A 24,469-nucleotide genomic window follows, 5' to 3' on the forward strand; every position below is an offset into this window, starting at 1 on the left:
GCTGCATGCCGTGAGCGTATTGTTGGGCCAGATCCTCGATGCACTCGGTGGCGAGTTGGTCGGTGGCGAAAGGGAGATGTCCATCTCCCGCATCGCACCGCTGGACTCTGCCGGGGCCGGGGATCTCAGTTTTCTGAGCAACCCCCGCTACCGCCAGCAACTGGCCGCCTCCGAGGCGGCCTGCGTTATTGTGGCGCCCGCCATGCGTGAGCTGGCGCAGCAGCGGGGTGCCTGCATCGTGGTCCCTGATCCGTATGCGTATTTCGCCAGGGCCACGCAGTGGTGGAAGCGAAACTGCAGGCCCGTGGCGCCGGCCGGTATCCATCCGAGCGCCGTGGTGCACGAGAGCGCCATCGTTGATGCATCGGCCACCATTGGCCCGCTGTGCGTGGTCGAGGAGGGTGCCACGATCGGTGCCCACACCGTGCTCAAGTCGCGCGTCACCATTGGCGAGAACTGCCATGTGGGCGCGCGCTGTCTGCTGCATTCCGGCGTGGTGCTGGGGGCGGACGGCTTTGGGTTCGCGCCCGAGAACGGCGCATGGGTGAAGATCGAGCAGCTCGGCGGCGTGCGGATCGGCGACGATGTGGAAATCGGCGCCAATACCTGCATAGACCGGGGTGCGCTGGACGACACGGTGATCGAGGATGGGGTCAAGCTCGACAACCTGATCCAGATCGGTCACAACGTGCACGTCGGCAGGCATACGGCCATGGCCGGCTGCGTGGGGGTGGCCGGCAGCGCGCGCATTGGCGCGCATTGCACCGTGGGAGGCGGGGCCATCGTGCTGGGCCATCTGCAGCTGGCTGACCGGGTGCATATTTCGGCAGCGACGGTAGTGACCCGTTCGCTGACACAATCAGGTGTTTACACGGGCATGTTTCCCGTGGATGAAAACGCCAAATGGGAAAAAAATGCTGCGACGCTGAAGCAGCTGCACTCCATGCGCGATCGCATCAAGGCCCTGGAGCGGCAACTGCAGCAATCGGCGGATCAAGGCCATAACGGAACGCAATGATGGATATTCACGCAATTCTCAAGCAACTGCCCCACCGCTACCCCTTCCTGCTGGTGGACAAGGTCACGGAGCTTGAGCGCAATACACGCATCAAGGCGATCAAGAACGTCACGTTCAACGAGCCCTATTTCATGGGCCATTTCCCGGGCCGCCCTGTCATGCCTGGCGTGCTCATCCTGGAGGCGCTGGCGCAGGCGGCCGGCCTTCTGGCCTTCGATGCGATGGGCCAAGTTCCGGATGAGAACAACATCTACTACTTCGTGGGCATCGACGGGGCGCGCTTCAAGCGTCCCGTGGAGCCGGGCGACCAGCTGGTGCTGGAGATCACCATCGACCGTGTGCGCGGCGGCATCTGGAAGTTCAAGGGCGTGGCCCGCGTCGAGGACGAAGTGGCCTGCGAAGCCGAGCTGATGTGCACCATGCGCAACGTGGGCTGACGGGCGCATGGCTGGCATTGAACGCATCCATCCCACGGCACTGATAGATTCCGCTGCGCAGCTGGATTCGTCGGTGTCGGTCGGCGCCTATGCCGTCATCGGACCGCATGTGGAAATCGGCGCCGGCACCACCATCGGCGCGCATTGCGTTGTTGAAGGCCATACCCGCATTGGCTGCGACAACCGGATTTTCCAGTTCGCGTCCCTGGGCGCGCAGCCCCAGGACAAGAAGTACGCAGGCGAGCCTACCCGGCTGGTTATCGGTGACCGCAACACGGTGCGGGAGTTCTGCACCTTCAACACCGGTACCGTGCAGGACCAGGGCGTCACGGCCATCGGCGACGACAACTGGATCATGGCCTATGTGCATGTGGCTCATGACTGCGTTGTCGGCAGCCACACCATCCTGGCCAACAACGCTACCCTGGCCGGCCACGTGCACGTGGGCGACCATGTCATCCTGGGGGGCCTGACGGGCGTGCACCAGTTCACCAAGGTGGGTGCCCATGCCATGGCCGGCTTTGCCAGCCATATCTCGCAGGATGTGCCGCCCTTCATGATGGTGGATGGCAATCCGCTGGCCGTGCGCGGCTTCAATATCGAAGGCTTGCGCCGTCGCGGCTTCGGGCCGCAGCGCATTCAGGCCGTCAAGCAGATGCACCGTCTGCTGTATCGCCAGGGACTGACCCTTGAAGCTGCGCGAGAAGCCATTGCTTCGCTGGAGGGTGAACTGCCCGAGGCCGCGGCCGATGTATCGCTGATGCTGGATTTCCTGGCGGCTTCGACCCGGGGCATTGCGCGCTGATCTGGCGCGCGAAAGGACGGCATGACAGAGAACGCGGCGCCATCGGCGCGCCTGAGTCCATCGATTGCCATGGTCGCCGGAGAAACCTCTGGCGACCTGCTGGCGTCCTTGCTCCTGGGGGGGCTGCAGTCCCGCTGGCCAGAGGCCTCGGCCTTTGGCATCGGCGGGCTGCAGATGCAGCAGCGCGGCTTTGAAGCCTGGTGGTCCAGCGAGCGCTTGGCCGTGCATGGATACAGCTGGGAAGTGTTTCGCCGGCTGGCCGAGATTCTGAATATCCGACGCCAGCTGCGTCAGCGACTGCTCCAGCAGCGGCCGGCCGTCTTTGTCGGCATCGACGCGCCGGACTTCAACCTGGGGCTGGAAACCGATCTGCGTGCTGCGGGCATCAAGACCGTGCATTTCGTCTGTCCTTCGATCTGGGCCTGGCGTGCCGATCGCGTCGACAAGATCCGCCGCGCGGCCGATCATGTCCTGTGCATCTTCCCCTTTGAGCCCGAGTTGCTGGCCCGCCATGGCATAGACGCGACCTACGTGGGCCATCCCCTGGCCAGCGTGATTCCGCTGCAGCCCGACCGCGCAGCTGCGCGCCGCCGGTTAGGGCTGCCCGAAGATGGTCTGGTGCTGGCCGTGCTGCCCGGCAGTCGGCGCTCTGAAATACGTTACCTGGCTGCCCGCTTCTTTCAGGCGGCAGCTTTGGTTCGGAAGGCGCTGCCAGCTATTAAAATAGTAGTGCCTGCTGTGCCTTCGCAATTCGACGAGCTGCAGCGCATTGCCGCGCAAGCCGGCATGGCTTCGTCGCTGCACATCGTGCGCGGCCAGTCCCATGACGCATTGGCAGCCTGTGACGTGACGCTGATAGCCAGCGGCACGGCCACGCTGGAAGCCGCCTTGTACAAGCGGCCCATGGTGATCGGCTACAACATGCACCCGTGGAGCTGGCGTCTGATGCGTGGCAAGCAGCTGCAGCCCTGGGTGGGCCTGCCCAACATCCTGTGCGGCGATTTCGTCGTGCCCGAGCTGATCCAGGATGCGGCAACGCCCCAGGCGCTGAGCGCGGCCGTGCTGCAATGGCTGCAGGCCTGCGAGCATTCCCCTTCAACCGTCGAAGCGCTGGTACAGCGCTTCACAGCGCTGCACCATGAATTGCGGCGCGATACTGCCGAACTGGCCGCCCATGCGATCGAGAAAATCATTGCCCCCACTGCCGCCTGAACAGGCGTGCCTGCCCTGGCATCCGCCGGGGTTGGTTGCGGGCGTGGACGAAGCGGGCCGCGGCCCGTTGGCCGGCCCCGTGGTGGCCGCCGCTGTCATTCTTGACGATCTCCATCCCATCGAGGGCCTGAACGATTCCAAGAAGCTCACGGCTGCGCGCCGCGAGGCACTCTATGACGAGATCCGTGCCAAGGCGCTGTGCTGCAGCATTGCCGAGGCCTCGGTCGAAGAGATCGATCGCCTGAACATCCTGCAGGCCACGCTGCTGGCCATGCGCCGCGCGGTGCTGGGCCTGCGATTGAAGCCGGTACTGGTTCTGGTGGATGGCAACCAGTTGCCCGTGCTGGATGTGCAGGCCGAGGCCATCGTCAAGGGCGACGCCCTGGTGCAGTCCATCTCGGCGGCCTCCATTCTTGCCAAGGTCACGCGGGATCGGTGGTGCCAGCGCCTGCATGAGCAATACCCGGAATACGGCTTCGACGGCCACAAGGGCTATGGCACGGCGGCCCATCTTGCCGCGCTGCGCCTGCATGGCGCCTGCCAGGAGCACCGACGAACCTTCGCGCCCGTGGCCCATGTCGTGAGCATTGCCCGCAGGGCCGAGCCGCTGGCAGCCGCCCGCGTGGCCGCTGCGGCGCAGGGCGCGCAGGCCTTGCTGCTGTCGGCCTGAGCGCCTTCGCTTTCTGCGCCCGTGGCGCTGTTCTTCGCTGTTCTCTTTGCCCGGAAGCCTTGCCATGAGCCGACAACCTGCCGCTACATCGATCCAGTCCCGTGACAACGCCCTGGTCAAGGATTTGCGAAGGCTTGCCCAGGACAGCGGGGCCTACCGCAAACAAGGACGTGTCTGGCTGGAGGGGGACCATCTGTGCCGTGCTGCCCTGGCGCGCGGCATGCAGCCCGCCGTGGCCGTGGTGGCCGAGTCCTTCTGGCCTCAGGTGCCGCTGGAGTGGGTGCAGGGCGCAGGCAAGTGCGTGGTGCTGTCCGATGCCGTGTTTGCCGAGGTCAGCGGACTGGAGTCTCCGGCGCGCATCGGCTTTCTGATGGACTGGCAGGCGTCGGCGGCCGTGCGTGCCGGCGTGGCCACCGTGGTGCTCGACCGTGTGCAGGACGCAGGCAACGTGGGCTCCATTCTTCGCAGTGCGGCCGCTTTCGGCTTCGGCCAGATCGTGGCCTTGAAGGGCACGGCTGCGCTGTGGAGCCAGAAGGTGCTGCGCGCCGGAATGGGCGCGCATTTCGGGCTGCACCTGGTGGAGTCGGCGTCACCCGAGGATCTGAGTGCGCTTGGCTTGCCCCTGATCGTGACCAGTTCCCATCAAGGTGAACTGATCCAGAGCGCCGCTCTGCCCTGGCCGTGCGCCTGGGCCATGGGCCATGAAGGGCAGGGCGTTGGCGAGGCGCTGATGCAGCAGGCGGCGCAGCATGTGCGCATCGGCCAGCCGGGTGGTGAAGAGTCTCTGAACGTGGCTGCGGCAGCGGCGATATGCCTGCACGCAAGCAGCGTGAGTGCCGGCTCACGTCAAGGGTAATCCCGCCTCCTGTCAGGAGGCTGAAGCGCGACCAGCCTATAATGGGCGGCTTTCAAGCATTCCACAATACGCCTAGCGACGCTTCCTCGCCACCCCCTGCAGACAAGCTGTAAACCGCACGGACCCGTCCGTGCGGCACGCTGGGCGTAACCGTAATTAGAACCGGAGAACCCAGTGCTTTTGTCTCTCAAGGGAGCATTCCCATCCGCCATCCTGGCGCTCGCAGACGGCACGGTCTTTGTTGGCAACTCGATCGGTGCGCAAGGCACCACGGTTGGTGAAGTCGTTTTCAACACGGCGATCACCGGCTACCAGGAAATCCTCACCGACCCCAGCTACTGCCAGCAGATCGTGACGCTCACGTATCCGCACATCGGCAACTACGGCGTCAACGCAGAGGATGTCGAGGCTGGCAAGGTCCATGCGGCGGGCCTGATCATCAAGAACCTTCCGCTGCTGGCCAGCAACTTCCGCAAGTCCGAGACCCTGCCCGACTACCTCACGCGCAGCGGCACGGTGGCGATTGCCAACATCGACACGCGCAAGCTCACACGGCTGCTGCGCGACAAGGGCGCACAAAACGGCGCCATCGTCGGTTTGGCCGCTGGCGAAGAAGTGACCCAGGCGCGCATCGACGAGGCACTGGCTGCGGCCAAGGCGGCCCCCAGCATGAAGGGCCTGGATCTGGCCCAGGTGGTGAGCGCCGCCCAACAGTACGAATGGACGGAAACCGAGTGGAAGCTGGGCGAAGGCTACGGCCAGCAGCAGGCCCCGCGTTTCCATGTGGTGGCCTATGACTTCGGCGTGAAGTTCAACATCCTGCGCATGCTGGCCGAGCGCGGCTGCAAGCTGACCGTGGTGCCGGCCAAGACGCCCGCCAAGGATGTGCTGGCACTCAACCCCGACGGCGTTTTCCTGTCCAACGGCCCTGGCGACCCGGAGCCCTGCGACTACGCCATTGCCGCGACCAAGGAACTGGTGGAGTCCGGCAAGCCCGTCTTCGGCATCTGCCTGGGTCATCAGATCATGGCCCTGGCCGCTGGCGCCAAGACCTTCAAGATGGCCAACAGCCACCACGGCGCCAACCATCCCGTCAAGGACCTGGACAACGGCCGGGTCAGCATCACCAGCCAGAACCACGGTTTTGCCGTGGAGATGGAGTCCCTGCCCGACACGCTGCGCGCCACGCACATCAGCTTGTTCGACGGCACGCTGCAAGGCCTTGAGCACAAGGACAAGCCTGCGTTCTGCTTCCAGGGCCACCCCGAGGCCTCCCCCGGCCCGCACGATATCGCCTACCTGTTTGACCGCTTCACGGCGCTGATGGAGAAACACAAAAATGCCTAAGCGCACCGACCTCAAAAGCATTCTGATCATTGGCGCCGGTCCCATCGTCATCGGCCAGGCCTGCGAGTTTGACTACTCCGGCGTGCAGGCCTGCAAGGCGTTGCGCGAAGAGGGCTACAAGGTCATCCTGATCAACAGCAACCCTGCCACGATCATGACCGACCCGGCCACGGCCGACGTCACCTACATCGAGCCCATTACCTGGCAGACGGTCGAGAAGATCATCGCCAAGGAGCGTCCCGACGCCATCCTGCCGACCATGGGCGGCCAGACCGCGCTGAACTGCGCGCTGGACCTGTGGCGCAACGGCGTGCTGCACAAATACAAGGTCGAGCTGATCGGCGCAACTCCCGAGGCCATCGACAAGGCCGAGGACCGCCTCAAGTTCAAGGATGCGATGACGCGCATCGGCCTGGGTTCGGCACGCTCGGGCATCGCCCATTCGATGGACGAAGCCTGGGCCGTGCAAAAGGAGATGGGCTTTCCCACCGTCATCCGCCCCAGCTTCACGCTGGGCGGCACGGGCGGCGGCATTGCCTACAACCCCGAAGAGTTCGAGACCATCTGCAAGCGCGGCCTGGAAGCGTCGCCGACCAATGAGCTGCTGATCGAGGAATCGCTGCTCGGCTGGAAGGAGTATGAGATGGAAGTCGTCCGCGACAAGGCGGACAACTGCATCATCATCTGCTCCATCGAGAACCTGGACCCCATGGGCGTGCACACCGGCGACTCGATCACCGTGGCGCCCGCGCAGACGCTGACCGACAAGGAATACCAGATCATGCGCAACGCCTCGCTGGCGGTGCTGCGCGAGATCGGTGTGGACACGGGTGGCTCCAACGTGCAGTTCTCGGTGAATCCGAAGGACGGTCGCATGATCGTCATCGAGATGAACCCGCGCGTGTCGCGTTCCTCGGCGCTGGCCTCCAAGGCCACGGGCTTCCCCATCGCCAAGGTCGCTGCCAAGCTGGCCGTGGGCTATACGCTGGACGAACTCAAGAACGACATCACGGGCGGCAAGACGCCTGCGTCGTTCGAGCCCTCGATCGACTACGTGGTCACCAAGATCCCGCGTTTCGCGTTCGAGAAGTTCCCGGCTGCCGACAACCGCCTGACCACGCAGATGAAGTCCGTGGGCGAGGTCATGGCCATTGGCCGCACCTTCCAGGAATCCTTCCAGAAGGCGCTGCGCGGCTTGGAAGTCGGCGTGGACGGCATGAACGAAAAGACCCAGGACCGCGAGATCCTCGAAAAGGAACTCGGTGAACCAGGTCCGGACCGCATCTGGTATGTGGGTGACGCCTTTGCTGCCGGCTGGACGCTGGACGAAGTGCACAACATCACCAAGATCGACAAGTGGTTCCTCGTGCAGATCGAAGAGATCGTCAAGATCGAACTCGAACTGGACAAGGTCTACGAGGAAAAGGGCGATGCCGCGCTGGCTGCACTGGACGCTACCACGCTGCGCACGCTCAAGCAAAAGGGCTTCTCCGACCGCCGCCTTGCCAAGCTGCTGCACAGCACCGACAAGGCCGTGCGCGAGGCGCGCAAGGCACTGGGCGTGCGCCCCGTGTTCAAGCGCGTGGACACCTGCGCTGCCGAGTTCGCCACCGACACCGCCTACATGTACTCCACCTATGACGAGGAGTGCGAAGCCGAGCCGACGGACAAGAAAAAGATCATGGTGCTGGGCGGTGGCCCGAACCGCATCGGCCAGGGCATCGAGTTCGACTACTGCTGCGTGCATGCCGCGCTCGCCATGCGCGAGGACGGCTATGAAACCATCATGGTCAACTGCAACCCCGAAACCGTGTCCACCGACTACGACACCTCGGACCGCCTGTACTTCGAGCCGCTGACGCTGGAAGACGTGCTCGAAGTCGTGGCTGTCGAGAAGCCGGTCGGCGTCATCGTGCAGTACGGTGGCCAGACGCCCTTGAAGCTCGCCCTGGGCCTGGAAAAGGAAGGCGTGCCCATCATCGGCACCACGCCCGACATGATCGACGCGGCCGAAGACCGCGAGCGCTTCCAGAAGCTGCTGCATGAACTGGGCCTGCGCCAGCCGCCCAATGCCACGGCCCGTACCGAGCCCGAAGCGCTGGAAAAGGCGGCCGGCCTGGGCTACCCCCTGGTCGTGCGTCCCAGCTATGTGCTGGGTGGCCGTGCCATGGAAATCGTGCATGAGCAGCGCGACCTGGAGCGCTACATGCGCGAAGCCGTCAAGGTCAGCAATGACTCGCCCGTGCTGCTGGACCACTTCCTGTCCAACGCCATCGAGTGCGATGTGGACTGCGTGCGTGACCGCGAAGGCGCCGTCTTCATCGGCGGCGTGATGGAGCACATCGAGCAGGCCGGCGTGCATTCGGGCGATTCCGCCTGCTCGCTGCCGCCTTACTACCTCAAGCCCGAGACCGTGGCCGAGATCAAGCGCCAGACGGCTGCCATGGCCAACGCGCTGAGCGTGGTCGGCCTGATGAACGTGCAGTTCGCCATCAAGGAAACGGCCGATGGCGACGTGATCTACGTGCTGGAAGTCAATCCGCGTGCCTCGCGCACCGTGCCCTTCGTCTCCAAGGCCACGGGCATCCAGCTGGCCAAGGTGGCTGCGCGCTGCATGGCCGGCGACACGCTGGCCCAGCAAGGCATCACCAAGGAAGTCACGCCGCCGTACTTCAGCGTCAAGGAAGCCGTCTTCCCGTTCGTGAAGTTCCCGGGCGTGGACACCATCCTCGGCCCCGAGATGAAGTCCACCGGCGAAGTCATGGGCGTGGGCAAGACCTTTGGCGAAGCCTTCGTCAAGAGCCAGCTGGGCGCCGGCGTGGCACTGCCCACCCAGGGCAAGGTCTTCCTGACCGTGAAGAACGCCGACAAGCCGCGCGCCGTGGCCGTGGCCAAGGAACTGGCTGCCATGGGCTTCGTGCTGTGCGCCACGCGCGGCACGGCAGCGGCCATCTCCGAGGCAGGTATCGAAGTGCAGCTCGTCAACAAGGTGACCGAGGGCCGCCCCCACATCGTGGACATGATCAAGAACGGCGAGATCGCCATGGTCATCAACACGGTGGAAGAGCGCCGCAACGCCATCGCCGACTCGCGCGCCATCCGCACCAGCGCCCTGCTGGCGCGCGTGACCACCTTCACCACCATCTTCGGTGCCGAAGCCGCCGTCGAAGGCATGAAGTCCATGGGCAACATGGATGTGCACTCCGTCCAGGAACTGCACGCCCAGCTGCAGACGGCCTGATCCTTCCGCACTGCCGCCCCTCGTTTCTGACGAGGTGCAGCCGGCGGCACTGTCCGACAGTGCCGCCGGGTTTTCCCACCGAAGCTGGTGGTCAAACGCGGCATAATGGACCACATGACTTGATGAAACCGCCGCGCGGCAACGTGCGGCGGTTTGCTTTTGGGGCGCAGGCCCTGCCGCCATACTGCCGGCCCGCCTGTGCCAAAGAAGCCGCGCAACGCGCGGCGTTTGCTGCACATGGAGACTTTTCAATGGCCACCATTCCCATCACCAAGCGCGGAGCCGAGAAACTCAAGGACGAGCTGCACCGTCTGAAGACCGTGGAGCGTCCTTCCATCATCCAGGCCATCGCCGAGGCCCGTGCCCAGGGCGACCTGAGCGAAAACGCCGAGTACGAGGCCGCCAAGGACCGCCAAGGCTTCATCGAGGGCCGCATTGCCGAGGTGGAGAGCAAGCTGTCCGCAGCCCAGATCATTGATCCCTCCGCCGTGGATGCCGGCGGCCGCGTGGTCTTCGGTGCAACGGTTGAACTCGAAGACGAGGACAGCGGCGACACGGTCAAGTACCAGATCGTCGGCGAGGACGAAGCCGATCTCAAGCTGGGCCTGATCAACGTCTCCAGCCCCATCGCACGCGCGCTGATCGGCAAGGAAGAAGGCGATACCGCTGTCGTGCAGGCACCGGGCGGCGAGCGCCGCTATGAAGTGGTGTCGGTGCGCTACCTCTGATGCGTCGGTGCCTGTGCCTCGATCGTTGAGGAAGGCCTAAGCCCATGAGCAACCTGTACGAGCGCGTTCCCCTGCTGGCTGCTGCCCTGTGGTGGGGCAGCCTGTCGGCCATCGGCTTCATGGCCGTGCCCATGCTGTTCGCCCACTTGCCCACGCCGGCTGTCGCGGGCTTCATGGCTGCCAAGCTGTTTGCCGCGCAGACCTGGGTGTCCATCGCCTGCGCGGCCGTGCTGCTGGTCCTTTCCCGGCGCAGCAAGGAGTCGGTCCCGCAGCCCTGGGCCAAGGCCTGCCTGGGCTTTGTGATCGCAGGCATGCTGCTGGCATTTGTCGTCCAGTACGGCGTGTCGCCGCGCATCGTTGCACGCGACAACCTCAAGCTGTGGCACAGCGTGGGCACGGTGATGTATGCGCTGCAGTGGCTGTGTGCGCTCGTCGTGCTGTGGCGCATAGGCCGTTCGTCTCAAGCGAACACCCGGGCCACGGCCTGATCCCGGTCCTGCTGGTTCGGCACCATGCCAAACAAAAAGGCCCGCAGCTTTGAACTGCACCCCAAAAGTTGGACACCAGTCCAACCTATGGGGTGTTTTTCATGGCGAAGCACGATGAGCGCTTGAAGCTCGAAGTTGTTCAGAAATATTTATCGGGGTCGGCCGGTTACAGGACGCTGGCGCAGCAGTACGGTGTGAGCCGCTCCTGCCTGCGCGGATGGGTCAACGCCTACCGGGAGCACGGCGAGAGCGCGTTGCGCAAGAAGCGCAGCGAGTACAGCGCGCAGTTCAAGATCTCGGTGCTGCAACGCATGAAGCAGCAGGGGTTATCGCAAACGCAAGTGGCCGCGTTGTTCGATTTGCGTGGCGGATCAGGTGTCGTATCGAAGTGGCTGAGCCAGTATCATGAAGGTGGTCCCGAGGCACTCAAACCCAAGCCTCGGGGCCGTCCGAAGAAGATGCCGACTCCCACCCCCCCCAAGAACCTGCCGCCGCAGGCTGACGATGCCAGCGCACTGTAGACGCTGCGCAAAGAAAACGAGTATCTGCGTGCGGAGGTGGCCTACCTAAAAAAAGTGCAGGCCTTGGTTCGGGAAGGCCGGCAGGCTGCGCCCAAAAAGCGCAAGCCGTCCTCGAGCTGAGGCCAGAGCATTCGTTACGCGCACTGCTGAGTGCGGCAAGCCTGTCGCGCAGCACGTTCTACTACCAGGCCAAGGTGCTGCGGTCTGGCGACAGATACGCCAGCTTGAAGACAAGCATCAGGGCAATCTATGAGAGCCACAAAGGCCGCTACGGCTATCGGCGCATCACTGCCCAGCTTCGTCAAGCAGGCCAGGCTGTGAACCACAAGACCGTGCAGCGGCTGATGAACAGCCTTGCCCTGAAGTCACTGGTTCGGCCAAAGAAGTACCGTTCCCACCGAGGCGAGTGCGCCTCATCGCCCAACTTGCTCGATCGCCAGTTCGGTGCAGAGCGACCGAACGAGAAGTGGGTGACCGATGTGACCGAATTCAATGTCCGAGGCAACAAGCTGTACCTGTCGCCGATCATGGACCTCTACAACGGGGAGATCGTGGCCTACGAGATGCAGGAGCGCCCTGTGTACTCGCTCGTAGGGAACATGCTCAGGAAGGCGTTGCGCAAGCTGAAGACCCGCGGCGATGCGCCACTCTTGCACTCCGACCAGGGGTGGCAGTACCAAATGTCCCACTATCGAGAGCAGCTCCACGAGCACGGCTTGACGCAAAGCATGTCCCGCAAAGGCAACTGCCTGGACAACGCGGCCATGGAAAGCTTCTTCGGTACGCTGAAATCGGAATTCTTCTACCTGAACAAGTTCGCAAGCGTTCAGGAGTTGCAGCGCGGCCTGCGCCGCTACATTCATTACTACAACCACCAACGCATCAAGCTCAAACTAAAAGGCCTGAGCCCGGTGCAGTACCGAACTCAGGCCTTGAGCCGCTAGCTTCCAACCGTCCAACTTCTTGGGGTCAGTTCACAAGCGCGGGCGTTTTTTTGTGGGTCGAGCTGCTCACTCGTGCCAGTGCTCGGCCACCCAGGTGGCAGGCCGGATATAGCGAAAGCGCCGATTGCGCCGGCCGGCCAACGCGTCAGGCGGGTTGCATTCGCCGTGGAAGATCACCACGCGCGCACCATCCGGCACGAAGGGCGGCTTCCAGTAGTTCGTCGGCCATGCGGGAATGCAGTGGTACTTGAAGCTGGGGCACCAGGCCTGCGGCCAGTACTTGAGCTTGCGTTGCTTGTGCAGCATGTCGGACAGATAGGCCTGCTCATTGCGAAAGTTGCGGCGTATCTCTTCGAAATGCGTGCGGAAGTAGTCCAGCACCTCGGGGTGGGCACCCAGCTCGAAGCGGTACACCGAGGAATTGCCCGTGATGCGCCACGGACGCTTGTAGTCGTGGATGATCAGGAACTCGCCGGGCTCGGTGAAAAAATCGTCCAGCGGCCCGGTGATGACCACGTCCACGTCAAGAAACAGCGCCGTGCCGCGCAGGCCGTGCAGGTCGGCACTGAAGGTGGCCAGCTTGTTCCAACCACGCTCCGGAATGCCCGCGGGCAGGTTCAGCGGAGGAATCGGCAGGCATTCGACCTCGTCGCGAATCCCCACGCCGTCATCGGTCAGGCAGACAAGGCGAAAATCGCCCTTCAGATGCCGACGCACCATGGCGTAGAGCCTGTTGACATACTCCGGACCGTACTTCTTGCCCCACTTCATGCAGATCACGAAGCGCTGCTGCGCAGAGGGGGAGGCGGAGGGCGGTTGCGCGGCCTGGGCCACGCTGGCGGCATGGGATGCTACGGTCATGGATGCGGCGGACTCAGTCTGCCTGACGCTTCTTGACCGACTTCTGCTTGGGCTTGGCGCGCTTGACCTGGCCACCTGCCGTCAGGCGCTGGTTGCCCAGCACGCGGATCTGCTTGACCTCGGGCTTCTGGCCGGAGCGCTTGCTGAACTTGAGCAGCTTGACATCGCGAGGGCCGGGCATGCGGTTCTCGTCGATGGCTTTTTCCTTTTCCGGCATGGGGCGCCAGAGCACCAGCAGCTTGCCGATGTGCTGAATGGGTGCAGCGCCAAGCTCGTCGCACAGCTGCAGATACATCTGCTCGCGTGCGGCGCGGTCGTCGTTGAAGACACGGACCTTGATCAGGCCATGTGCGTTAAGGCCGGCGTTGACCTCCTTTTGCACGGCAGCCGTCAGGCCGTCACCCCCGATGAGGACCACGGGGTCCAGGTGGTGTGCGTTGGCGCGGTGTTCCCGGCGCTCGGCGGGAGTCAATTGAATTTGGGGCATGGCCGTATTATCGAGGCTGAAAGAATCCAGCATGAAAGTCAACACAAAAAGCAAGAAGGTCAACAAGGCTTGGCTCAACAGCCACGTCAACGATCCTTACGTCAAGGCCGCCCAGAAGGACGGCTACCGCGCTCGCGCGGCCTACAAACTCAAGGAGATCGACGAGCAGCTCAAGCTCATCCGGCCGGGTGCCACGGTGGTGGACCTGGGCTGCGCACCCGGGGCTTGGAGCCAGTATGTGCGCCGTTGCCTGTCGCCCAACGGGGCGGCCGTCGGCGCGCTCAACGGCCGCATCATCTCGCTGGATCTGCTGCCCATGGAGCCCATCGAGGGCGTGCAGTACATCCAGGGCGATTTCCGCGAGGAGCCGGTTCTGGCCCAGCTCCAGGAGGCCCTGGGCGGGGGCAAGGCCGACGTGGTGGTCTCCGACATGGCTCCCAACCTGTCGGGCAACGGCACGACGGATGCGGCGCGCATTGCGCTGCTGGTCGAACTGGCGGTTGATTTTTCAATCCACCATATGAAACCTGAAGGCGCCTTGGTCGTGAAGCTCTTCCACGGCGGGGCCTACGATGACCTGGTTGCGCTGTTCCGGCAGACCTTCAAGGTGGTCAAGCCGATCAAGCCCAAGTCCTCGCGTGACAAGTCTTCGGAGACGTTTTTGGTGGGCATGGGGCTCAAGTAGGCCTGTGCAGCCGCCCGGCGCTGCCCTGACCCGGGTCAAGACCGTATTCAAGCTATGGCTGCTATAGAGGGATATAGGCGACCAGCCAGCTTGAAACACCTAAAATGGACCGCAAATACGCTTCGAGCACGCTGGAAGTCGTTTTATCTGTATCCCCCATTGGAGCCCCGCTTGAACAATCAGTGGTTTTCAAAAATTGCCGTCTGGCTGGTCATCGCCATGGTGCTGTTTACGGTGTTCAAGCAATTTGACACCCGTGGCGGCGCTGGCGCGTCCCATGTCGGTTACTCCGAGTTCCTGGAAGAGGTGCGAAGCAATCGCATCAAGAGCGCCACCATCCAGGAAAGCCCCGGCGGCACCGAGATCGTGGCCACGACCAACGATGACCGCAAGGTGCGCACCACCGCCACCTACCTGGATCGCGGGCTCGTGGGTGACCTGATCAACAACAACGTCAAGTTCGACGTCAAGCCCCGCGAAGAAGGCTCGGTCCTCATGACCCTGCTCGTCAGCTGGGGGCCCATGCTGCTGTTGATCGGCGTGTGGGTGTACTTCATGCGCCAGATGCAGGGCGGCGGCAAGGGCGGTGCCTTCAGCTTCGGCAAGAGCAAGGCGCGCATGCTGGACGAGAACAACAACACCGTGACCTTTGCCGACGTCGCAGGCTGCGACGAAGCCAAGGAAGAGGTCAAGGAAGTCGTGGACTTCCTCAAGGACCCCAACAAGTTCCAGAAGCTCGGCGGCCGCATTCCGCGCGGCCTGCTGCTGGTCGGTCCTCCCGGTACCGGCAAGACGCTGCTGGCCAAGTCCATCGCTGGTGAAGCCAAGGTTCCGTTTTTCAGCATCTCGGGCTCCGACTTCGTTGAAATGTTCGTCGGCGTGGGCGCGGCCCGCGTGCGCGACATGTTCGAGAACGCCAAGAAGAATGCACCCTGCATCATCTTCATCGATGAAATCGATGCCGTGGGCCGCCAGCGTGGCGCAGGCCTGGGCGGTGGTAACGATGAGCGTGAACAGACCCTGAACCAGATGCTGGTCGAGATGGACGGCTTCGAGACCAACCTCGGCGTGATCGTCGTGGCTGCAACCAACCGTCCCGACATCCTGGATGCGGCGCTGCTGCGCCCCGGCCGTTTCGACCGTCAGGTGTATGTGACGCTGCCCGACATCCGTGGCCGCGAGCAGATCCTCAATGTGCACATGCGCAAGATCCCTGTAGGCCAGGACGTGAACCCGGGCGTGATCGCGCGCGGCACGCCTGGCATGTCGGGCGCCGATCTGGCCAACCTCTGCAACGAAGCAGCCCTGATGGCCGCGCGCCGCAATGCGCGCACTGTCGAGATGCAGGATTTCGAGAAGGCCAAGGACAAGATCATCATGGGCCCCGAGCGCAAGAGCATGGTCATGCCCGAGGAAGAGCGCCGCAACACGGCCTACCACGAGGCAGGCCACGCACTGATCGGCAAGCTGCTGCCCAAGTGCGATCCCGTGCACAAGGTCACCATCATCCCGCGCGGCCGTGCGCTGGGCGTGACCATGAGCCTGCCCGAGAAGGACCGCTACTCCTACGACAAGGAGTTCATGCTCAACCAGATCGCCATGCTGTTCGGTGGACGCATTGCCGAAGAAGTGTTCATGAACCAGATGACCACGGGCGCGAGCAACGACTTCGAGCGGGCCACGCAGATCGCACGCGACATGGTCACCCGCTACGGCATGACCGACGCGCTGGGTCCCATGGTCTATGCGGAGCAGGAAGGCGAGCCTTTCCTGGGCCGCTCGATGAGCAAGACCAACAGCATGAGCGAGCAGACGATGCAGAAGGTGGACCAGGAGGTTCGCCGCATCATCGACGAGCAGTACGGACTGGCGCGCAAGCTGATCGAGGACAACTCCGACAAGATGCATGCCATGGCCAAGGCCATGCTCGACTGGGAAACCATCGACGCCGAGCAGCTCGATGACATCATGGCCGGCCGTGAGCCGCGTCCTCCCAAGGACTGGGTGCCGCGCAACCCTCCGTCGTCCGACGGTGGCAACTCGTCCGGCGGCACGCCGGCAGTGGATGCCGACCCTGCGCCCACCACGGCCTGAGCTGCTTGCCGCAGAATCGGCCAATCCCATGCAAAGGGCCCTGAGGGGCCCTTTTGCTTTGCTTGCAGGATGTGTTCAATTGCCCGCAACGGCCAGCGATGAACCCGGTCCGGCGGGCGCCTACCTTCAGGAAATCCCATGCCGCATCAATGGCAGACTTCGCGCTTTGTTCTAGACCTTCAGCGTCCACTGGTCATGGGCATCGTCAATGTGACGCCCGACTCGTTTTCCGACGGCGGGCGGCACAACACGGTGGAGCAGGCCTTGCGGCATGCAGAGCAACTGGTCAGTGAGGGCGCGCACATCCTCGATATTGGCGGCGAGTCCACCAGGCCCGGCTCACCGGCTGTTCCGCTGGATGAGGAGTTGCGGCGCGTGCTGCCTGTTGTACAGGGCGCAGTGCAACTGGGCGTGCCTGTCTCCGTCGATACCTACAAGCCCGAGGTCATGCAGGCCGTGCTGGATCTGGGGGCCGACATCGTCAACGACATCTGGGCGCTGCGCCAGCCGGGCGCGCAGCAGGTGGTGGCCGCGCACCCGAGCTGCGGCATCTGTCTCATGCACATGCATGGCACGCCGCAGGACATGCAGACCACGCCCATGCAAGGCGATGCCGTGCCCGCCGTGCGCGATTTCCTGCAGTTGCACAGCGATGCCCTGCTGGCCCGGGGCGTGGCGCGGGAGCGCATCGTCTGGGACTATGGCATCGGCTTCGGCAAAAGCGTGGCACAGAATTTTTCCCTGCTTGCACGCCAGCATGAATTGCTGGGCCTAGACTTCCCGCTGCTGGCCGGCTGGTCGCGCAAGGGCTCGCTCGGGCAGGTCAGTGGCCGTCCACAGGGCCAGCGCATGGTGCCCAGCGTGGCGGCGGCACTGCTGGCGGTGGAGCGTGGCGCGCGCGTGGTGCGCGTGCACGACGTGGCCGATACGGTGGCGGCATTGACGGTCTGGCAGACCATGCACGACAACGACTGAACAACAAAGGAGCACTATGGCACGCACATATTTTGGTACCGATGGAATTCGCGGCCTGGTGGGCCGTTCGCCCATCACCCCCGACTTCGCGCTGCGTCTGGCGCATGCCGTGGGCCGTGTGCTGCGGCGCAAGGAAGCCCGTCCCATGGTGCTGATCGGCAAGGACACGCGGATCTCGGGCTACATGCTGGAGAGCGCGCTGGAGTCCGGGTTCAACTCTGCCGGCGTGGACGTGATGCTGCTGGGCCCCTTGCCCACGCCGGGCGTGGCCTATCTGACGCGCGCCCAGCGCGCCAGCCTGGGCGTGGTCATCAGCGCCAGCCACAACCCTTATTACGACAACGGCATCAAGTTCTTCAGCGCACAGGGCACCAAGCTGCCCGATGCCTGGGAGGAAGAGGTCGAGCAGGCCTTGACCGAAGATCCCGTATGGGTCGACTCTGCCGCTCTGGGAAAGGCCCGGCGCCTTGAAGACGCGCCAGGGCGCTACATCGAGTTCTGCAAGAGCACCTTCGACCATGCGCTCACGCTCAAGGGTGTGAAGATCGTGGTCGATGCGGCCCATGGCGCGGCCTACCAGATCGCCCCCAAGGTCTTCCATGAACTGGGGGCCGATGTGGTGGCCATTGGCTGTGCGCCCGATGGACTGAACATCAACGAAGGCGTGGGTGCCACCCATCCCGAGGCCCTGGTGCTGGCCGTGCGAGCGAACAAGGCCGACTTCGGTGTGGCGCTGGATGGTGATGCCGACCGGCTGCTGCTGGTCGATGCGGCTGGCCGGCTCTACAACGGCGACGAACTGCTGTACCTGATGGCGGCCGACCGGCTGGCGCGTGGCGAGGCCGTGCCGGGTGCCGTGGGCACACTGATGACCAATATGGCCGTGGAGGTGGCGCTGAAGTCCCAGGGGGTGGGCTTTGTGCGCGCCAAGGTCGGCGACCGCTATGTGCTGGAGGAGCTGCACCGCCAGGGCTGGACCCTGGGGGGCGAGGGCTCGGGCCATCTGCTGGCGCTGGACAAGCACACCACGGGCGATGGCCTGGTCAGCGCGCTGCAGGTGCTGCAGGCCTGCGTGCGTTCGGGCAAGAGCCTGTCGCAGTGGCTGTCTTCAGTCCAGCTGTTTCCCCAGGTATTGCTCAACGTGCGGCTGCAGCCGGGCCAGGACTGGAAGCGCAACACCCAGCTTGAGGAAGCCACCGAGGCCGTCAAGGCCGAATTGGGCGATACGGGGCGCGTGCTTATCCGCGCCAGCGGCACCGAGCCTTTGCTGCGCGTGATGGTGGAGGCACGCGATGGTGACCAGGCCAGCCGCTGCGCCGAGCGCCTGGCCAGCGTGGCGAAGAATTCACCCACGCCCTGAGCGGCGGGCGGCACGTTCCCGGCCATGGAAAGCCGAAGCTGCAGTCTTCGGCTTTTTCGTCTGCAGACCGTGGCGCGGTGAGCCGTTCAGCCCTGGCTGCGCAGAAAGGCCTCCAGCGCCTGGGGCGGCAGCGGGCGGCTGAAATGGTAGCCCTGGGCTTCATCGCAGCCCTGCTCGCGCAGGAACTGCAGCTGCGCCTCCGTTTCCACGCCTTCGGCCGTGGTCTGCATGCCCAGGGCCTGGGCCATGCGGATGATGGCGCTGACTATGGCGCGGTCATTGCTGTCGTGGTCCAGGTCCTGGATGAAGGACTGGTCGATCTTGAGTTTGTAGATCTGAAAGCGCTTGAGCTGGCTCAGGGATGAATAGCCGGTGCCGAAGTCATCCATGGCCAGGCGCACGCCATGCTCGCGCAGCCGGTCCATGGTGGCCGTGGCCTGGCGCGGATCATGGATGGCCACGCCCTCGGTCAGCTCCAGCTCCAGAGAATCGGCCGGCAGGTCGCTGTCGAGCAGGATGCGGTTGATGATTTCGGGCAGTTGCTGCTGGTGGAACTGGATGGCCGACAGGTTCACGGCCACCTTCAGGTCCCGCAGCCCCGCATTGCGCCAGGCCTGCAGTTGCTGCATGGCGCTGCGCAGCACCCATTCGCCGATCTGCAGGATCTGGCCGCTATCCTCGGCGACGGGGATGAACTCCGCGGGCGAAACCGAGCCCAGCTCGGGATGCTCCCATCGCAGCAGTGCCTCCACGCTGCGCACGCGTCCGGTGCTCAGGGTGATCTGCGGCTGGTAATGCAGATACAGCTGATTGCGTTCCAGCGCCCGCCGCAAGGCGTTCTCCAGCTGCAGGGCGCGCAGGGACTGGGCCTGCATCTGCGGAGTGAAGAAGCGGTAGGTGTTGCGGCCGGCCTGCTTGGCGTGGTACATGGCCGCATCGGCGGCCTGTGTCAGCGAGTCGATGTCGTGGCCGTCGCGCGGGTACAGCGCGATGCCCATGGACGGCGCAATGGTCAGTTCGTGGCGGTCGATCTGGTAGGCCTGGCGCGACGCCTCCTGCAGCTTGCCTGCCACGCGGGCCGCACCCTGGGCATTGGCGCCGGGCAGCAGCAGCACGAATTCGTCGCCGCCGATGCGGGCCACCGTATCGCGGTCGCGCACGACGGCACGCAGGCGGCGGGCAATCTCCACCAGCAGGGCATCGCCCACGCGATGGCCCAGCGAATCATTGACATGCTTGAAATGGTCCAGGTCCAGGAACATCACGGCCAGCGGCGTGTCGTTGACCTTGGCCAGCTCGATGGCGCGGGCGCTGCGCTCGGCCAGCAGCGTGCGGTTGGGCAGGCCGGTGAGCGCGTCGTAGTGCGCCATCCAGTAGATGCGTTCCTGGTCCAGCTTGCGGTCGGCGATCTCGCGGTGCAGGTTCTCCACCGTGGCGCTGAGTTCGCGTGTGCGGTCGCGCACCTGCTGCTCCAGCAGTTCGTGGGCCTGGCTCAGGGCCTGCTGGGCGCGCAGACGGTCGTCGATGTCGCTGACGATCCAGATGGAGCCTTCGCGTGCATCGCCCGGATTGATGAGCCGGCCCGTCAGTTCACCCCAGAACAGGCTGCCATCCTTGCGGCGCAGGCGGCGCTGCGTGCGAAAGGACAGGCCCGCGCTCAGCGTGCGATAGGCCTCGCGCCCCAGGCTGCGCAGCTCGTCGCGGCTGGGGTGCAGGTGCTCGCTGTTGATGCCGACCAGCGCATGCTCGCCCGCGTAGCCGAAGATGTCGGCATAGCACTGGTTGCATCGGACGATGACGCGCTGGCGGATGAAGACGATGCCCACGCCGGCATTGTCGAGCAGTGCCTGCTGCTCGCGCAGGCTGCGCTGCAGCGACGCCGCCATCATCGAAGACGGACGTTCGAGTACAGGGTCGTACGCAATCGTCGGCGCGGACATGGCGAAGCGGTAGGGCGGTGGTAAAGGGATGAGGGGGAACTTACAAAGTGTAGCACTTGCGCGCAAAACAGCATTTTGTCGTTCCCTGGCGAGGGCAGGGCCTTGGTTTTCAGGTGCCGGTGGACTGTCGTTGCCGGCCCTTGGACTGCGCATCGAGCTTGTAGGCCAATTCATAGAGCACGCCATGGCGCAGGGCTCCGTGCGTGACGCGCATGCGCTCGATGCCCAGGCTGGAGAAGATGCCCCGCATCACGCTCATGCCGCCGCCGATCATGGGGCGCAACTCTTCCTTGAGTCCGTCCATGTTCACACGGTCGACATGGCCTGCGCGCAGCAACTGCGCATGCAGCCAGTCCAGCCCTTGCCGCGTGATCCAGCCGGCCGTGCCCCCGGGCGCATGGGCCAGGACCTTGACAATGGCACCGGCCGTGCCCGAGGAGCCATAGGCATGGCTCCATTGCCCGGCAGCGAAAAGTCCTGCTTCGGGCGCAATGATGTCGGCCACGGCTGCTTCGGCCTGGGACAGGGCCTGGGCCGACAACTCGCCATCGGGGAAGTGGCGCAAGGCCCAGGTCACGCTGCCGAAGGCGAAGGAGCGTGCCTGCAGTACTTGCCGCTGCTGACCCAGGCACAGCTCGGTCGAGCGGCCGCCGATGTCCACCACCAGCCTCCGCTGGGCGCCGGGCGGCAGCAACTGGGCGACGCCGCGATAGATCAGGCGTGCTTCCTCCTCGCCGTCAATGACCTCGATGGGGCAGCCCAGGATGCGCTGGCCTTCGTCCAGGAAGATCTGGCGATTCGATGCCTCTCTCAGCGTCTGCGTGGCCACTGCACGTACGCGGTGGCGGGGCAAATCACCCAGCACCTGCGCATAGCGCTCCAGGCAGGCCCAGCCGCGCTGCATGGCCTCCAGGCTCAAGGCGCCCTGGGCGTCGAGGGCGCTGCCCAGGCGTATGGCTTCCTTGCGATGGCTGAGCAGCTGTACCTTTGCGCCGTCGCTGCGGGCCATGGCCAGCAGGCAGCTGTTGGAGCCAATGTCGATGGCGGCCAGGCGGCTTTCGGGGGGATTGGAAGAGGGCATGCGCGAAAGGCGGACGACGGCACGGCTGCGGCAGGTTTGCAGCAGCCAACGGCATCCAGGGGAAGGCAGCTAGCTTAGCACCCCGGCGATCTCGCGTCGCTCTCGTGCCGGTGTGACTGGGTCATGACTTTTGCGTGACGGTTTCTGCGCCGTTGCTTGCGCCTGGCTTGGCTTGTATGACAGATGTCATGAACAGAGGAATGCATGTCATGAACATGTCATAAATCCGGGGCAGACTGCCCGAATCCCCGGCTAGCGGGGTGACTACCGGGTCCTGCCCAGGCCGGGCCCCTGCATCCATGCCCCAGACATTCACGCCGATTCCCGGTGGCGCCTCTGCCGCACCTGCCGAACCAGAACATGAACAGGGAGCGCGTGCCGTGCCCGAAGGGCCGGCTTCGCTGGGCATGGCCCGCCAGACAGCTCCCATACCCGTCTCTGCACCCCTGAATGTCCCGATGATGCCCCTGGCGAAAAGCCTCTCCACCGCCTTGTCGGAGCTGCAGGGCCAGGCTATTGCGGCTTCTGCCTCTGCTTCTTCTGCAAGGCTTCCCGCCCCCGGATACACTGGACTGCACGCCACAGCCGAAAGCGGTGAAGTGCAAGAGCAGCAGCAACAGTTTCTTGACCGTGACCATTGCATCCTGGCCTTCAATGAGCGCGTGCTGGATTGGGCCGTGCGTGAAGATGTGCCGCTGCTGGAGCGTTTGCGCTATCTGTGCATCGTCTCCTCGAATCTCGACGAATGGTTCGAGGTGCGTTGCGCCCCGCATGTGACGGCCGCCAAGGCCGGCGACGCCAAGGGCCTGTACACCCTGCAGAGCTTCCGCTCGCTGATGGACAAGGCGCATGAGCTGGTATTGCGCCAGTACACGCTGTACAACCAGTCGCTGATTCCGGCCTTTGCGGGGCAGGGCATACGCGTGGTATCCCATGGCGAGCGCAGCAGCGCCCAGCGCAAATGGGTGCGCGAGTACTTCCTGCGCGAGGTCCAGCCGCTGCTCATGCCCGTGGGCCTGGACCCATCCCATCCATTCCCCCAGGTGGCCAACAAGGCGCTGAACTTCATCGTGCGCCTCAAAGGTGTCGATGCCTTTGGCCGTGCCAACGAGGTGGCCATCGTCAAGGTGCCGCGTGTCTTGCCTCGCCTGGTGCGCCTGCCCGAGAAGATCGCGGGCAAGCAGCGCCTGTTCGTGAGCATCTCCAGCATCGTGCGCGCCCATCTCGTCGAGCTGTTCCCGGGGCGTGAGGTGGCGGAGTTTGCGCAATTCCGTGTCACGCGCCATTCGGACCTGGCAGTGGATGAGGAAGACGTCAGCGACCTGCGCACGGCCCTGCGCCAGGGTCTGCACCATCGCCACTACGGCCAGGCGGTGAGGCTGGAGGTGTCCTTTGCCTGCTCGCCCATGCTGTCCGACCTGCTGCTGGGCCAGTTCGGCCTGCCGACCGAGGCACTGTTCCGCGTCAAGGGGCCCGTGAACCTGGTGCGCCAGTCGCAACTGGTGGATCTGGTCGATGACCCCGCGCTGCTGTTTCCGCCTTGGCGTCCGGCATGGCCGCGCCAGCTGCAGCCGGGCCGCTCGGTGATGGCCCAGATCCGCAAGCGTGATGTGCTGATCCACCAGCCCTTCGAGAGCTTCGACGGCGTGCTGGAGCTGCTGCGCGAAGCCGTCAATGACCCTGAGGTGCTGGCCATCAAGCAGACCATCTACCGCACGGGATCGGACTCCGAGATCATGCAGTTGCTGGCCGAGGCGGTTCGCCGCGGCAAGGAAGTGCTGGCCGTGCTGGAGCTCAAGGCCCGCTTTGACGAAGAGGCCAACATCAACTCCGCCGAAAAGCTGGAGGCCTTGGGCGCCCAGGTGGTCTACGGCGTGCTGGGCCTGAAGACGCACGCCAAGATGCTGCTGATTACCCGGCGCGAAAAGCGCAGCGGCCAGCTCAAGCGCTACGGCCACCTGTCCACCGGCAATTACAACGTGCGCACGGCGCGCCTGTACACGGACATCAGCCAGCTGACCTGCGATGCGCAGATCACGGCCGACATGGATGCCGTGTTCAGCCACCTGTCCAGCCACAACCGCTTGCCCAAGCTGCACCAGCTTGTGATTGCACCGTTCCAGCTGCACGATCGCATGCTGGCGCTGATTGCCCAGGTGGGCGAGGCCGCACAGCGCGGCGAAGAGGCGCGGATTGTGCTGAAGATGAATGCGCTGACTGACGAACTGCTCATGCAGGCCCTGGTGCGTGCCGGTCAGCAGGGCGCACGCATCGATCTCATCGTGCGCAGCGCCTGCATGCTGCCGCCGCAGCGCAAGGGCTGGACGGACAACATCCGCGTGCGCTCCATCATCGGCCGCTTCCTGGAGCATTCGCGCGTCTTCTACTTTGCCTGGGGCAATCAGCAGGAGTTGCTGCTGTCCAGTGCGGACTGGATGAACCGCAACATGATGCGCCGGGTGGAGCTGGCCTGGCCTGTGCGCGATCCGGCGTTGCGCCAGCAGGTGATAGACGAATGTCTTGTCGCCAGCCTGCATGACAACCGCGACGCCTGGACGCTTGAAGCCAATGGTGCCTACCAGCGCGCACCCTATCCGACCACGGGCCTGGGGGCGCAGAACGCCTTGATGGAGCGTTACGGCCCTCGGGCCTGAGCCGTATCCTGTCAGGGTGCCGCGCGCCTGCCCTGTGCAATCGAAAAAGCCCCGCCAACGCATTG

At 64.4% G+C, this 24,469-nt stretch carries 19 protein-coding genes and 1 pseudogene; 16 read left to right on the forward strand and 4 right to left on the reverse strand.

The features are described 5' to 3' along the window. Window positions 1–10 precede the first annotated feature (10 nt). From lpxD to ACF8NF_RS18075, 11 genes and pseudogenes are all read left to right on the forward strand, one after another. Window positions 11–1,018, forward strand: coding sequence for a UDP-3-O-(3-hydroxymyristoyl)glucosamine N-acyltransferase (gene lpxD / locus ACF8NF_RS18025; protein ID WP_016451336.1), 1,008 nt, complete (start codon window positions 11–13; stop codon window positions 1,016–1,018). Then, on the forward strand, window positions 1,015–1,455 hold the full coding sequence (gene fabZ / locus ACF8NF_RS18030; RefSeq protein ID WP_012206736.1) for a 3-hydroxyacyl-ACP dehydratase FabZ: 441 nt from the start codon (window positions 1,015–1,017) through the stop codon (window positions 1,453–1,455). The genes lpxD and fabZ overlap by 4 nt, the downstream gene beginning before the upstream one ends. A 7-nt stretch (window positions 1,456–1,462) precedes the next feature. Further along, a complete protein-coding gene (gene lpxA, locus ACF8NF_RS18035; protein WP_017404505.1) occupies window positions 1,463–2,260 on the forward strand; it encodes an acyl-ACP--UDP-N-acetylglucosamine O-acyltransferase in 798 nt (265 codons plus the stop codon). A 21-nt stretch (window positions 2,261–2,281) separates the two neighbouring features. Next, window positions 2,282–3,472, forward strand: coding sequence for a lipid-A-disaccharide synthase (lpxB, locus tag ACF8NF_RS18040; protein ID WP_016447478.1), 1,191 nt, complete (start codon window positions 2,282–2,284; stop codon window positions 3,470–3,472). Next, complete coding sequence (rnhB, locus tag ACF8NF_RS18045) at window positions 3,435–4,142, forward strand: ribonuclease HII (protein ID WP_016447477.1); 708 nt, start codon at window positions 3,435–3,437, stop codon at window positions 4,140–4,142. Before lpxB ends, rnhB begins: the two co-directional genes overlap by 38 nt. 64 nt (window positions 4,143–4,206) lie before the next feature. After that, on the forward strand, window positions 4,207–4,998 hold the full coding sequence (locus ACF8NF_RS18050; protein ID WP_046238473.1) for an RNA methyltransferase: 792 nt from the start codon (window positions 4,207–4,209) through the stop codon (window positions 4,996–4,998). 174 nt (window positions 4,999–5,172) lie between these two features. After that, window positions 5,173–6,345, forward strand: coding sequence for a glutamine-hydrolyzing carbamoyl-phosphate synthase small subunit (gene carA / locus ACF8NF_RS18055; RefSeq protein ID WP_016447475.1), 1,173 nt, complete (start codon window positions 5,173–5,175; stop codon window positions 6,343–6,345). Then, entirely contained in the window at window positions 6,338–9,586 is a 3,249-nt protein-coding gene (gene carB / locus ACF8NF_RS18060; protein WP_016447474.1) for a carbamoyl-phosphate synthase large subunit, read from the forward strand. The genes carA and carB overlap by 8 nt, the downstream gene beginning before the upstream one ends. Window positions 9,587–9,837: 251 nt before the next feature. Continuing rightward, window positions 9,838–10,314, forward strand: coding sequence for a transcription elongation factor GreA (gene greA, locus ACF8NF_RS18065; RefSeq protein ID WP_016447473.1), 477 nt, complete (start codon window positions 9,838–9,840; stop codon window positions 10,312–10,314). A gap of 44 nt (window positions 10,315–10,358) precedes the next feature. Then, window positions 10,359–10,802, forward strand: a complete 444-nt coding sequence (locus ACF8NF_RS18070; RefSeq protein WP_392451006.1) for a DUF4149 domain-containing protein — start codon at window positions 10,359–10,361, stop codon at window positions 10,800–10,802. A 101-nt stretch (window positions 10,803–10,903) separates the two neighbouring features. Beyond that, window positions 10,904–12,267: pseudogene (locus ACF8NF_RS18075) on the forward strand (IS3 family transposase). Window positions 12,268–12,333: 66 nt separating this feature from the next. On the opposite strand, the gene ACF8NF_RS18080 reads toward ACF8NF_RS18075, so the two are convergent. Both ACF8NF_RS18080 and ACF8NF_RS18085 read right to left on the reverse strand, forming a co-directional pair. Then, a complete protein-coding gene (locus ACF8NF_RS18080; protein ID WP_392451007.1) occupies window positions 12,334–13,128 on the reverse strand; it encodes a glycosyltransferase in 795 nt (264 codons plus the stop codon). A 13-nt stretch (window positions 13,129–13,141) separates the two neighbouring features. Further along, window positions 13,142–13,615 (reverse strand): YhbY family RNA-binding protein, encoded by a 474-nt coding sequence (locus ACF8NF_RS18085; RefSeq protein ID WP_012206726.1) that lies wholly within the window; start codon window positions 13,613–13,615, stop codon window positions 13,142–13,144. Between the two features lie 31 nt (window positions 13,616–13,646). Between ACF8NF_RS18085 and ACF8NF_RS18090 the strand changes: the two genes are divergently transcribed. From ACF8NF_RS18090 to glmM, 4 genes are all read left to right on the forward strand, one after another. Then, complete coding sequence (locus ACF8NF_RS18090; protein ID WP_016447470.1) at window positions 13,647–14,300, forward strand: RlmE family RNA methyltransferase; 654 nt, start codon at window positions 13,647–13,649, stop codon at window positions 14,298–14,300. A gap of 171 nt (window positions 14,301–14,471) precedes the next feature. Continuing rightward, on the forward strand, window positions 14,472–16,394 hold the full coding sequence (gene ftsH, locus ACF8NF_RS18095) for an ATP-dependent zinc metalloprotease FtsH (protein WP_016447469.1): 1,923 nt from the start codon (window positions 14,472–14,474) through the stop codon (window positions 16,392–16,394). Window positions 16,395–16,532: 138 nt separating this feature from the next. Beyond that, window positions 16,533–17,369, forward strand: coding sequence for a dihydropteroate synthase (folP, locus tag ACF8NF_RS18100; protein WP_016447468.1), 837 nt, complete (start codon window positions 16,533–16,535; stop codon window positions 17,367–17,369). Window positions 17,370–17,385: 16 nt separating this feature from the next. Continuing rightward, window positions 17,386–18,729, forward strand: coding sequence for a phosphoglucosamine mutase (gene glmM / locus ACF8NF_RS18105; protein ID WP_252652158.1), 1,344 nt, complete (start codon window positions 17,386–17,388; stop codon window positions 18,727–18,729). An 86-nt stretch (window positions 18,730–18,815) separates the two neighbouring features. On the opposite strand, the gene ACF8NF_RS18110 is transcribed toward glmM, so the two are convergent. Beyond that, a complete protein-coding gene (locus ACF8NF_RS18110; protein ID WP_016451338.1) occupies window positions 18,816–20,669 on the reverse strand; it encodes an EAL domain-containing protein in 1,854 nt (617 codons plus the stop codon). A gap of 109 nt (window positions 20,670–20,778) precedes the next feature. Further along, window positions 20,779–21,750, reverse strand: a complete 972-nt coding sequence (locus tag ACF8NF_RS18115) for a Ppx/GppA family phosphatase (protein WP_252652159.1) — start codon at window positions 21,748–21,750, stop codon at window positions 20,779–20,781. A gap of 461 nt (window positions 21,751–22,211) precedes the next feature. Between ACF8NF_RS18115 and ppk1 the strand changes: the two genes are divergently transcribed. Then, complete coding sequence (gene ppk1 / locus ACF8NF_RS18120) at window positions 22,212–24,404, forward strand: polyphosphate kinase 1 (RefSeq protein ID WP_370690595.1); 2,193 nt, start codon at window positions 22,212–22,214, stop codon at window positions 24,402–24,404. Window positions 24,405–24,469: the final 65 nt, after the last annotated feature.

This window comes from Delftia sp. WSY_22 (genome assembly GCF_043104185.1).
Taxonomy (GTDB): Bacteria; Pseudomonadota; Gammaproteobacteria; order Burkholderiales; family Burkholderiaceae_C; genus Comamonas; species Comamonas tsuruhatensis.

Excerpts from the sequence above, each read along its gene's own strand:
- fabZ (WP_012206736.1), top strand. The coding sequence starts at position 1,015 with ATGATGGATATTCACGCAATTCTCAAGCAACTGCCCCACCGCTACCCC.
- lpxA (WP_017404505.1), top strand. The coding sequence starts at position 1,463 with ATGGCTGGCATTGAACGCATCCATCCCACGGCACTGATAGATTCCGCT.
- lpxB (WP_016447478.1), top strand. The coding sequence starts at position 2,282 with ATGACAGAGAACGCGGCGCCATCGGCGCGCCTGAGTCCATCGATTGCC.
- rnhB (WP_016447477.1), top strand. The coding sequence starts at position 3,435 with ATGCGATCGAGAAAATCATTGCCCCCACTGCCGCCTGAACAGGCGTGC.
- ACF8NF_RS18050 (WP_046238473.1), top strand. The coding sequence starts at position 4,207 with ATGAGCCGACAACCTGCCGCTACATCGATCCAGTCCCGTGACAACGCC.
- carB (WP_016447474.1), top strand. The coding sequence starts at position 6,338 with ATGCCTAAGCGCACCGACCTCAAAAGCATTCTGATCATTGGCGCCGGT.
- greA (WP_016447473.1), top strand. The coding sequence starts at position 9,838 with ATGGCCACCATTCCCATCACCAAGCGCGGAGCCGAGAAACTCAAGGAC.
- ACF8NF_RS18070 (WP_392451006.1), top strand. The coding sequence starts at position 10,359 with ATGAGCAACCTGTACGAGCGCGTTCCCCTGCTGGCTGCTGCCCTGTGG.
- ACF8NF_RS18080 (WP_392451007.1), bottom strand. The coding sequence starts at position 13,128 with ATGACCGTAGCATCCCATGCCGCCAGCGTGGCCCAGGCCGCGCAACCG.
- ACF8NF_RS18085 (WP_012206726.1), bottom strand. The coding sequence starts at position 13,615 with ATGCCCCAAATTCAATTGACTCCCGCCGAGCGCCGGGAACACCGCGCC.
- ACF8NF_RS18090 (WP_016447470.1), top strand. The coding sequence starts at position 13,647 with ATGAAAGTCAACACAAAAAGCAAGAAGGTCAACAAGGCTTGGCTCAAC.
- folP (WP_016447468.1), top strand. The coding sequence starts at position 16,533 with ATGCCGCATCAATGGCAGACTTCGCGCTTTGTTCTAGACCTTCAGCGT.
- glmM (WP_252652158.1), top strand. The coding sequence starts at position 17,386 with ATGGCACGCACATATTTTGGTACCGATGGAATTCGCGGCCTGGTGGGC.
- ACF8NF_RS18110 (WP_016451338.1), bottom strand. The coding sequence starts at position 20,669 with ATGTCCGCGCCGACGATTGCGTACGACCCTGTACTCGAACGTCCGTCT.
- ACF8NF_RS18115 (WP_252652159.1), bottom strand. The coding sequence starts at position 21,750 with ATGCCCTCTTCCAATCCCCCCGAAAGCCGCCTGGCCGCCATCGACATT.
- ppk1 (WP_370690595.1), top strand. The coding sequence starts at position 22,212 with ATGCCCCTGGCGAAAAGCCTCTCCACCGCCTTGTCGGAGCTGCAGGGC.